This window comes from Sporosarcina oncorhynchi (assembly GCF_033304615.1).
Lineage (GTDB): Bacteria > Bacillota > Bacilli > Bacillales_A > Planococcaceae > Sporosarcina > Sporosarcina oncorhynchi.
Genome location: NZ_CP129118.1, coordinates 3,188,193 through 3,200,034 on the forward strand (window position 1 = coordinate 3,188,193; position 11,842 = coordinate 3,200,034).

7 protein-coding genes are annotated in these 11,842 nt (G+C 44.8%); all 7 read right to left on the bottom strand.

The window, feature by feature from the left end:
• Positions 1 to 15: 15 nt before the first annotated feature.
• Positions 16 to 2,094 (bottom strand): elongation factor G, encoded by a 2,079-nt coding sequence (gene fusA, locus QWT69_RS15805; RefSeq protein WP_317967277.1) that lies wholly within the window; start codon positions 2,092 to 2,094, stop codon positions 16 to 18.
• A gap of 184 nt (positions 2,095 to 2,278) precedes the next feature.
• Complete coding sequence (rpsG, locus tag QWT69_RS15810; RefSeq protein WP_317967279.1) at positions 2,279 to 2,749, bottom strand: 30S ribosomal protein S7; 471 nt, start codon at positions 2,747 to 2,749, stop codon at positions 2,279 to 2,281.
• 35 nt (positions 2,750 to 2,784) lie between these two features.
• Positions 2,785 to 3,207 carry a 30S ribosomal protein S12 gene (gene rpsL, locus QWT69_RS15815; protein ID WP_317967281.1) on the bottom strand — a complete coding sequence of 141 codons (423 nt, stop codon included), beginning with the start codon at positions 3,205 to 3,207 and terminating at the stop codon, positions 2,785 to 2,787.
• A gap of 103 nt (positions 3,208 to 3,310) precedes the next feature.
• On the bottom strand, positions 3,311 to 3,559 hold the full coding sequence (locus tag QWT69_RS15820) for a 50S ribosomal protein L7ae-like protein (protein ID WP_317967283.1): 249 nt from the start codon (positions 3,557 to 3,559) through the stop codon (positions 3,311 to 3,313).
• 129 nt (positions 3,560 to 3,688) lie between these two features.
• Positions 3,689 to 7,282, bottom strand: a complete 3,594-nt coding sequence (gene rpoC, locus QWT69_RS15825; RefSeq protein WP_317967285.1) for a DNA-directed RNA polymerase subunit beta' — start codon at positions 7,280 to 7,282, stop codon at positions 3,689 to 3,691.
• A 165-nt stretch (positions 7,283 to 7,447) separates the two neighbouring features.
• Entirely contained in the window at positions 7,448 to 10,990 is a 3,543-nt protein-coding gene (gene rpoB / locus QWT69_RS15830; protein WP_317967287.1) for a DNA-directed RNA polymerase subunit beta, read from the bottom strand.
• Positions 10,991 to 11,197: 207 nt separating this feature from the next.
• Positions 11,198 to 11,812, bottom strand: coding sequence for a class I SAM-dependent methyltransferase (locus tag QWT69_RS15835; protein ID WP_317967289.1), 615 nt, complete (start codon positions 11,810 to 11,812; stop codon positions 11,198 to 11,200).
• Between the last annotated feature and the right edge of the window lie 30 nt (positions 11,813 to 11,842).

Sequence of the window (11,842 nt, forward strand, 5' to 3'; positions counted from 1 at the left end):
AAGGATGAATTTTAATTATTCACCTTTATTTTTCTTGATGATTTCTTCTGCAACTGATTTTGGAACATCTTCATAGTGATCGAACGACATGGAGAATACTCCGCGCCCTTGTGTGTTCGAACGAAGTGAAGTTGCATAACCAAACATTTCTGCAAGTGGAACCATTGCACGAACAACTTGAGCGTTTCCGCGAGCGTCCATACCTTCCACACGACCACGGCGTGATGTAATATCACCCATGATGTCTCCCATGTATTCTTCAGGAATGATGACTTCAACTTTCATCATCGGTTCAAGAAGAGCTGGGTTACATTTTGCAGCTGCGTTTTTAAGTGCCATTGAAGCAGCAATCTTGAACGCCATCTCGTTGGAGTCAACATCATGATATGAACCGTCAAATAGACGAGCTTTGATGTCGATCAACGGATAACCTGCAAGAACACCATTGTTCAAGGAATCACGAACACCTGCTTCGACGGATCCAACGTATTCACGAGGAACAGTTCCACCGACGACAGCATTAGTGAATTCGAATCCTTTTCCTTCTTCGTTTGGAGAGAACTCAATCCAAACGTGTCCGTATTGACCACGACCACCAGATTGGCGGACGAATTTACCTTCAACTTCAGCAGATGAACGGAATGTCTCACGGTAAGATACTTGTGGTGCTCCAACGTTTGCATCGACTTTGAACTCACGGCGTAGACGGTCAACGATGATATCAAGGTGAAGTTCACCCATACCAGCGATGATAACTTCGCCTGTTTCTTGGTCTGTATGCGCACGGAAAGTAGGGTCTTCTTCTTGTAGTTTCGCAAGAGCGTTACCCATCTTATCTTGGTCACCTTTAGTTTTTGGTTCGATTGCAACTGAGATAACCGGTTCTGGGAAGTCCATGGATTCAAGAATGATTGGTGCTTTGTCGTCACAAAGCGTGTCACCTGTTCCAGTATCTTTCAAACCGACTGCAGCTGCGATTTCACCGGAGTGTACCTCAGCAATTTCTTCACGGTGGTTTGCGTGCATCTGTAGGATACGACCTACACGCTCACGTTTACCTTTTGTAGAGTTCTGAACATACGATCCTGATTGAAGGACACCTGAATACACACGGAAGAATGTAAGTTTACCGACATAAGGATCAGTCATAACTTTGAACGCCAAAGCGGAGAAGGGAGCTTCATCGCTAGCTGGACGTACTTCTTCTTCTTCAGTTTCAGGGTTGAAGCCCTTCATTTCGAGAACGTCAGTTGGTGCAGGTAAGTAATCGACAACAGCGTCAAGAACTAACTGAACACCTTTGTTTTTGAAAGCTGTTCCACAAACGACTGGGTAGAATTCTACAGCCAATGTCGCTTTACGGATAGCCAATTTAAGTTCTTCAATAGAAAGTTCTTCACCAGCAAGATATTTTTCCATGAGGTCTTCATCGAATTCTGTAACAGCTTCGATCAACTTCTCACGGTATTCTACTGCTTGTTCCATATACTCTTCAGGAATGTCTACGACTTCGACGTTCAATCCTGTGTCATCCGGATACAAGTTTGCTTTCATTTCGATTAGGTCGATAATTCCAGAGAAATTATCTTCCGCACCGATTGGAAGTTGAATAGGGTGCGCATTTGCTTGTAAGCGATCATGAAGAGTGCTTATAGAATAAAGGAAGTCTGCACCCGTCTTGTCCATTTTGTTAACGAATACTAGACGCGGAACGCCGTAGTTCGTCGCTTGACGCCAAACCGTTTCTGTTTGTGGTTCAACACCGGATTGAGCATCAAGAACTGTAACAGCACCATCAAGAACACGGAGTGAACGTTCAACTTCAACTGTGAAGTCAACGTGTCCCGGAGTATCGATAATGTTAACACGGTGGCCTTTCCAAGCGGCTGTTGTTGCAGCAGATGTGATCGTGATTCCACGTTCCTGCTCCTGCTCCATCCAGTCCATCTGAGATGCACCTTCGTGTGTTTCTCCAATCTTATGGATCTTACCTGTGTAATAGAGGATACGCTCAGTTGTCGTTGTCTTACCAGCGTCAATATGAGCCATGATACCAATATTACGAGTATTCTCTAAGGAGAACTCTCTACCCATTTTGTATTTCTCCTTCCATTTCGGTTTAAGGTAACAATTAAACGCGCCTCAGCGTAGCTGCGCACGGATTTTTTCGGGTTCGATCGAAAAGCACCCCGTTAAATCCGACACAACCGATTGAGGCACTTATCTTCATTCAGCTCGAGCTTGCGCCTTCATCTGAAAAAAGATAAACCGTCCAATCTTACCAACGATAGTGAGCGAATGCTTTGTTGGCTTCAGCCATTTTATGCATTTCTTCACGGCGTTTCACGGATGCACCTGTGTTGTTTGAAGCATCAAGGATTTCATTCGCAAGACGCTCTTCCATTGTCTTCTCTCCACGTGTACGTGAATAGTTGACCAGGTAACGTAATCCAAGAGTCGTACGACGCTCAGGGCGAACTTCAACTGGAACCTGATAGTTCGCTCCACCAACACGGCGAGCACGAACTTCAAGAACTGGCATTACGTTGTTCAATGCAGCTTCAAACACTTCTATAGGCTCTTTACCTGAACGTTCTTTCACAAGTTCAAACGCACCATAGAGGATGTTTTGTGATGTACCTTTTTTTCCGTCAACCATCATTTTGTTGATGAGACGAGTAACAAGTTTGGAATTATAAATTGGATCTGGTAATACGTCGCGCTTAGCAACAGGACCTTTACGAGGCATATTGTTTTCCTCCTTTCGAAATAATCATTCCGATATTAGTTTTTCTTTTCTTTAGGTTTTTTCGCACCGTATTGTGAACGGCTTTGCATACGGCCAGTAACACCAGCTGTATCTAGAGCACCACGAACGATATGGTAACGAACACCCGGTAAGTCTTTTACGCGTCCTCCACGGATAAGAACAACACTGTGCTCTTGAAGGTTGTGACCTTCACCAGGGATATAAGCGTTAACTTCCAAAGTGTTAGTCAAACGTACACGCGCATATTTACGAAGAGCCGAGTTCGGTTTCTTCGGAGTCATTGTACCCACACGAGTACAAACACCTCTTTTTTGTGGCGAGTTGACGTTAGTCATCGACTTTTTAAAGCTGTTATAGCTTTTTCCTAGAGCTGGTGCCTTGGAATTTTCCGATTTTGACTTACGTGGGTTACGAACTAATTGGTTAATTGTAGGCATCGGATTTCCTCCTTTCATTGTGCTTTTTGTAAGACCACACATCCAGGTGGTTCATTTTTGGGGTAAAAACAAAGTCTTTGTGTTTTCTATAACACAAAAACCATTATACAGTAATCGCGACGACAACCGTACCGACTTGAATGCCGCATGATCGACCGAGTTTTTCCCTCGATTCGACAAAACTCACTGGGATACCTTCTCGTTCAGCTGCTCCCACTACAGGATCAATGAACCTCGAATCAGCATCTTTCGCAATGACGACTTCTTTTACTACGCCTGACTTTATCGCTTTCACTGTTTGCTTTGTACCGATGATCGTCTTCTTTGCCTGTTCGACTTTTTCATAAGACATACGTGCATCCTCCAAAGTGCAGACATTCAACTCTCAACCTTTTGTATATTATCATTTAGAATCGTTTGTGTCAACAATTATTAGAAAAACGGGGAGAGGAATTTTCTCCCCGTCTTCATTTATCGTGAATTATTCCACTGTGACTGTTGCAGATTCTTTTTCTTGATCCATTTTGATCTGGCGGTAACGTTGCATACCAGTTCCGGCAGGCACAAGTTTACCGATGATGACATTCTCTTTCAAGCCAAGCAATTCATCTGTTTTCCCTTTTATAGCTGCATCCGTCAAGACACGAGTTGTCTCCTGGAAGGAAGCCGCAGATAGGAATGATTCCGTCTCAAGGGAAGCTTTTGTAATACCAAGAATGACAGGACGTGATGTCGCAGGGACTTTGCCCGCTTTCAATACGACGCCATTCGCTTCAGCAAATTGATGGATATCAAGCAATGAACCTGGAAGAAGATCTGTATCCCCCGCTTCAATGACACGTACTTTACGCAGCATTTGACGGACCATCACTTCAACGTGTTTATCGCCGATTTCAACACCTTGCATACGGTATACTTTCTGAACTTCTTTAAGAAGATATTCTTGAACAGTTGCTACATCTTTAACAACGATCAATTCCTTCGGATCAATGGAACCTTCTGTGATGCTATCTCCACGATCAATGGAATCGCCGACTTCTACTTTCAGACGGGCATTGTAAGGTGCAAGATATTTACGTGTTTCCACTTCTCCTTGAATCGTAATCTCTTTTTGACCTTCACGGATTTCATCAATTTCAGTAACTTCGCCTTTAATCTCAGAAATAACCGCCTGCCCTTTAGGATTACGTGATTCAAAGATTTCCTGGATACGTGGAAGACCTGATGTAATATCGTCTCCCGCAACACCACCTGTATGGAATGTACGCATTGTAAGCTGCGTTCCAGGCTCACCGATGGATTGAGCAGCAATAATACCGACTGCCTCTCCAACTTCAACTGTTTCACCTGTAGCAAGGTTTATGCCGTAACATTTTTTACAGACGCCGTGCTTTGTATTACATGTAAATGCAGATCTAATCGTAATCATTTCGATGCCTGCATCTATAATCTGCTGAGAAAGATCAGCAGTGATTAAGCCATCTTTCTGAACGATAACTGCACCCGTTTCAGGATGTCGAATCGTCTTCTTCGCATGACGTCCTTCCATACGCTCATCAAGTCCCTCGATAATTTCAGACCCTTCAGTGAGGGATCTAATCTCAAGACCACGATCGGTTCCACAATCGTCTTCGCGCACGATGACGTCTTGTGCAACGTCAACGAGTCGACGAGTCAGGTAACCTGAGTCGGCTGTTTTCAGTGCTGTATCGGCAAGACCTTTACGCGCACCGTGAGTCGAGATGAAGTATTCAAGAACTGTCAGTCCTTCACGGAATGATGACTTGATTGGCAATTCGATAATACGACCTGCCGGGTTGGCCATCAAACCACGCATTCCTGCGAGTTGTGTAAAGTTTGATGCGTTACCACGGGCACCAGAGTCACTCATCATGAAAATAGGGTTTGTATTTTCAAGTGAGTCCATTAGTTTATCCTGGATAACGTCTTTCGCATTACTCCAGTAGGAGATGACACGGTCATAACGTTCTTCCTCCGTGATTAGACCACGACGGAACTGCTGTGTCACTTTGTCTACTTTATCTTGCGCTTCTTGCAGGATTTCATCTTTGTTTGGCAATACGACGATGTCGGAAATACCTACAGTGATTCCTGCGCGAGTCGAATATTTGAATCCTAGGTTTTTCATGCGGTCAAGCATTCTTGAAGTTTCCGTAATATGGAACCTCTTGAAGATTTCCGCGATGATTTCACCAAGGATCGTTTTACGGAACGGCAAGACGATTTCAGCATTTTGAATATGTTCTTTCACATTAACTGTACCCTCAACGAAGTATTTATCCGGCGTTTCTGTTTGCAAGTTAAAAATCGTCGGTTCGTTGATATACGGGAAAGTCTCAGGAAGGATTTCATTGAAAATGAGCTTCCCAACCGTCGTTAATAGGAACTTACTGTTTTGTTCTTCTGTAAATGTCGGGTTATTCAATGCACCCGCTTGTATAGCAACCCTCGAATGGAGATGAACATGACCTGTTTGGTAAGCGATCAACGCTTCGTTGGTCGTACTGAAAATCATGCCTTCCCCAATTGCTCCAGCTCTTTCCAAAGTCAGGTAATAGTTACCTAAAACCATATCCTGGGAAGGTGTAACAACCGGTTTTCCATCTTTCGGGTTCAAAATGTTTTGTGCAGCCAGCATCAACAAGCGTGCTTCCGCTTGTGCTTCTGCTGACAACGGAACGTGAACAGCCATCTGGTCACCATCGAAGTCAGCGTTATACGCTGTACATACGAGCGGGTGAAGCTGGATAGCACGGCCTTCTACTAACAACGGTTCGAATGCCTGAATACCAAGTCTGTGAAGAGTAGGTGCACGGTTCAACAGAACCGGATGCTCCCTGATGACATCTTCGAGAACATCCCACACTTCGGAATGCAATCGTTCGATCTTGCGTTTAGCACTCTTGATGTTATGCGCAAGTCCGCGTTCAACTAACTCTTTCATGACGAAAGGCTTGAACAGTTCGATAGCCATTTCTTTCGGTAGACCACACTGATACATTTTCAAGTTTGGACCTACAACGATAACAGAACGACCGGAATAGTCGACACGTTTACCTAATAGGTTTTGACGGAATCGCCCTTGTTTCCCTTTCAACATATGAGAGAGGGATTTCAAAGGACGGTTACCTGGACCAGTTACCGGACGTCCGCGTCGACCGTTATCCACTAGTGCATCAACAGCTTCCTGTAACATACGCTTTTCGTTCTGTACGATGATTCCAGGAGCGCCGAGATCCAGAAGACGCTTTAAGCGGTTGTTCCGGTTAATAACTCTCCGGTACAGGTCATTCAAATCGGATGTTGCAAAGCGACCGCCATCCAACTGCACCATAGGACGTAGTTCAGGAGGAATAACAGGCAACACTTCAAGGACCATCCATTCAGGGCGATTGCCTGAATTACGGAATGATTCAACTACTTCAAGTCGTCTGATCGCACGTGTACGACGTTGACCTTGGACAGTCTTCAGCTCTTCCTTGAGGCTTTCCGTTTCTTTATCAAGATCGATTGCCGACAGCAGTTGTTCAATTGCTTCCGCACCCATAGCCGCTTGGAACTTCGAACCGTATTTTTCACGGTATAACCTGAATTCCTTTTCGGAAAGTAACTGTTTGCGCTCAAGCGGCGTATCAGCCGGATCAACGACAACATAAGATGCAAAATAGATGATTTCTTCGAGTGCTCGTGGCGTCATATCAAGAATAAGACCCATTCTGCTCGGAATCCCTTTGAAATACCAGATATGCGTAACCGGTGCAGCAAGTTCAATATGCCCCATACGCTCACGGCGTACTTTTTGGCGTGTTACTTCAACGCCGCATCGATCACAGACTACACCTTTGTAACGTACTCGCTTATATTTTCCACAATGGCATTCCCAGTCCTTTGTAGGTCCGAAAATACGCTCACAGAATAAGCCGTCCTTTTCAGGTTTCAATGTACGATAGTTAATTGTTTCAGGCTTCTTTACTTCACCATATGACCAAGACCGAATCTTGTCCGGTGAAGCGAGGCCGATTTTCATATACTCAAAATTGTTTACATCTATCAAGGAGCCTACCTCCCTCTTATCTTATCTCCACGATGGATCCTCATCAATATCGTTAAAATAGGAGAGCTATCTAAGGGCTCTCCTATTCAATTTCAATCATTTCTTGTTATAGGTATTCAAACTCTCAATCAAGCACTAACAGTCGCTAATTACATTTGATTGATTTTAAACGGTCTGATCTTCTGTCATGAGATTCAAAGCATCCGTTGGTTGCATATCATCATCGTCATCAAGATCACGCATTTCGATTTCCTCGAAATCTTCCGTTAGCATCTTCACGTCAAGTCCAAGACTTTGAAGTTCTTTAATCAATACTTTGAATGATTCAGGAACGCCTGGCTGAGGTACACTCTGTCCTTTGACAATCGCCTCGTACGTTTTCACACGTCCTACGACGTCATCAGATTTCACAGTCAGAATCTCTTGCAACGTATAAGCAGCACCATAAGCTTCAAGTGCCCACACTTCCATCTCTCCGAAACGCTGACCACCGAACTGAGCTTTACCGCCGAGTGGCTGTTGTGTAACGAGTGAGTACGGTCCTGTAGAACGGGCGTGTAACTTATCGTCGACCATATGCGCAAGTTTGATGAGATACATGACACCTACAGATACACGGTTGTCGAACGGCTCACCTGAGCGGCCGTCGTAAAGCATCGTCTTACCATCACGGTTCATGCCTGCTTCTTCCATAGTAGCCCATACATCTTCTTCATTCGCACCGTCGAATACAGGAGATGCCATATGGATGCCAAGACTGCGCGCAGCCATGCCCAAGTGCATTTCAAGTACCTGTCCGATGTTCATACGCGATGGAACACCAAGTGGGTTCAACATAACGTCGATTGGCGTACCGTCTGGTAAATAAGGCATATCCGATTCCGGAAGAATTCGAGAGATTACCCCTTTGTTACCGTGACGTCCAGCCATTTTATCCCCTACGGAGATTTTACGTTTTTGTACGATATACGCACGAACGAGCTGGTTAACACCCGGTGGAAGTTCGTCGCCGTCTTCACGGTTGAACACTTTTACGTCAAGTATGATTCCGCCTGCGCCGTGTGGTACGCGCAATGAAGTATCACGTACTTCACGTGCCTTTTCACCGAAGATCGCATGAAGAAGTCTTTCTTCAGCTGTCAATTCAGTAACCCCTTTAGGTGTCACTTTACCGACGAGGATGTCTCCGTCGCGCACTTCTGCACCGATACGGATGATTCCACGGTCATCGAGATTGCGAAGAGCTTCTTCCCCAACGTTCGGGATGTCTCTTGTAATCTCTTCAGGTCCAAGCTTCGTGTCTCGCGCTTCTGATTCATACTCTTCAATATGAATCGATGTGAATACGTCATCTTTCACAAGACGCTCACTCATGATGATAGCATCTTCATAGTTATAACCATCCCACGTCATGAACGCAGTAAGGACGTTGCGTCCAAGCGCAAGTTCTCCACTTTCCATCGACGGACCATCTGCAAGGATGTCACGTGGCGTCACGCGGTCACCTACACTGACGATGGGACGTTGGTTATAGCAAGTCCCTTGGTTAGAACGGATGAAGTTATCAAGTTTGTAAATCGTCAAGTCGCCCTTCACTTCTTTGCCATCGACTGTTTCGATTCGTCTGACACGAATCTCTCTTGCTTCGACATGTTCGACAATTCCGTGGAATTTAGCGATGACCGCTGCTCCGGAGTCACGTGCTGACACGTGTTCCATTCCTGTACCTACGAAAGGCGCTTCAGGATTCAACAACGGAACGGCTTGACGTTGCATGTTCGCACCCATAAGGGCACGGTTTGAGTCATCATTTTCAAGGAACGGAATACATGCTGTAGCGGCAGACACGACTTGCTTAGGAGATACATCCATATAGTCGATCTGTTCGCGTTTAAATACCGTGTTATCACCTTGGAAACGTCCGACTACTTCTTCATTCGTAAAGGATCCATCTTCGTTAAGCAGTGCATTCGCCTGTGCTACAACGTAGTTATCCTCTATATCCGCCGTTAAGTAATCGATCTGTTGAGTAACATGACCGCTCTCTGGATCGACTTTACGATATGGCGTTTCGATGAAACCGAATTTATTTACACGTGCAAACGTGGATAAGGAGTTGATTAGTCCGATGTTCGGACCTTCTGGTGTTTCAATCGGACACATACGGCCATAGTGAGAGTAGTGAACGTCACGCACTTCCATACCTGCGCGCTCACGCGTCAAACCACCGGGCCCTAAGGCAGATAATCTACGTTTATGCGTCAATTCCGCAAGCGGGTTTGTCTGGTCCATAAACTGTGATAATTGCGAGCTGCCAAAGAATTCCTTGATGGAAGCAATAACAGGTCGGATATTGATCAGTTGTTGTGGCACAATAGATTGTGTGTCATTAATCGACATACGCTCTTTTACGACACGCTCCATACGGGATAGTCCAATACGGAATTGGTTTTGCAGCAATTCGCCGACTGAACGCAGACGACGGTTACCGAGATGATCGATATCATCTGTATTCCCGACACCGTGAAGCAAGTTGAAGAAATAGCTAATAGAAGCGACGATATCCGCCGGCGTCACATGTTTAATTTCTTCAGGAATTGATGCGTTGGAAATTACATTGATCACTTGTTTCTCTTCACTCTTCGGCGCATAGATTTTGATCGTCTGAATGGAGATGTCTTCTTCTAGAACTCCGCCGACATGTGTGACTTCCTGGATACCGACGCCTTTTTCAAGATGTGGCAATAGGCGGTCCAATGTTCTGCGGTCCATTAACTGATCCTTCTCCAGAAGAATTTCCCCTGTTTCAGGATCGACAAGCGTTTCAGCTAATGTCTGGTTGAATAAGCGATTTTGCAAGTGTAATTTTTTATTCATTTTATAACGTCCGACATTCGCCAAATCATATCTTTTCGGATCAAAGAAACGCGAGAACAGCAAACTTCTTGCGCTATCCAATGTCGGTGGTTCACCAGGACGCAGGCGTTCATAGATTTCAAGCAAAGCCTTTTCGGAAGTTTCCGTATTGTCCTTTTCAAGCGTGTTGCGTAAGTATTCATTGTCTCCGATTAAATCGATAATCTCCTGATCGGTTGAAAATCCAAGTGCACGAAGAAGCACAGTTATCGGTAATTTGCGGGTACGGTCGATACGGACATGCACGACATCTTTCGCGTCTGTCTCGTACTCTAACCATGCACCGCGGTTCGGGATGACGGTTGCGGCGAATCCGCGTTTACCGTTTTTATCCGTTTTATCATTGAAATAGACGCTCGGTGATCGGACTAGCTGAGATACGATAACTCGCTCCGCACCGTTAATGATGAACGTACCGTTTTCACTCATAAGCGGGAAATCACCCATGAAAACGTCTTGTTCTTTCACTTCTTCAGTTTCTTTGTTGTGCAGACGAACTTTCACCCGTAGCGGTGCTGCATATGTTACGTCGCGCTCCTTCGATTCATCAACCGGGTATTTCGGCTCCCCAAGTTGATAGTCGATGAACTCCAATGAAAGATTGCCTGTGAAATCCTGAATCGGAGAAATATCACGGAACATTTCACGTAGTCCTTCTTCCAAGAACCACTCATAAGATGCCGTCTGAATTTCAATCAAATTCGGCAACTCCAGAACTTCATTGATTCGCGCGAAACTTCGGCGCTGACGGTGTTGACCATACTGAACTAAATGACCTGTCAACTCTTTCACCCCTCAAAACAATATTAGTCCTTTGCGAAATCATAAAAATGGTGTATGATATCGAAAAAACAAAAAGAAAACGAGTTCCGGCAAGAGCTCATTTTCGGTTTAACAATCTTTTATCCATTGCCAGTATGCCTTAGATTTCCAAAACTTATGCAAAAGGGCACACGACCGCATTATATTATTTATGCATTTTACTACATTAACACAAGATTATTGCGGCGTCAATATTTTTTGGGCTCTAAGTATATAATATCCTTTTCTTTTCTCGACAATATCCACACTTCCGAATAACTCTTCCAAGTGTGTCATCGTAGAAGGAGCACCTTGTTTCTTTTGGATGACGACCCATAACTCTCCGCCAATTCTCAGTTTTGAAAAAGCTCCATTATAAATCTTGAATACCGTCTCTTTTCCTGCCCGGATAGGTGGGTTCGTAAGTATTGCAGCAAAACCTTCCGTCTCCACAGCCGTTAACGCGTCACTCGCTTGGATCTTTACATTTCTGATGCTGTTTAATCCAGCATTTTCCCTTGACAATGACAATGCGCGTTCATTCACATCAATCATGTGGATCGTCCGGTCCGGAAAAGATGCGGCAATCGACAAACCGATCGGTCCATATCCACAACCAACATCAAGCACATCCCCGTCTACTTCAGGCAAAGTGAAGGATTCCGCAAGTAACCGGGATCCAAAATCCACTTCACCCTTACTGAAAACACCTGCATCCGTTTTAAAACGCAGCCGCACATCACGTATGACCGCCTGCCATTCTTTCGGATCGCTTTTCACAGAGGGATTTTTAGAATAATAATGTTCAGCCATCTGAATCCTTCCTTCCGTTCGAAGGGTTGT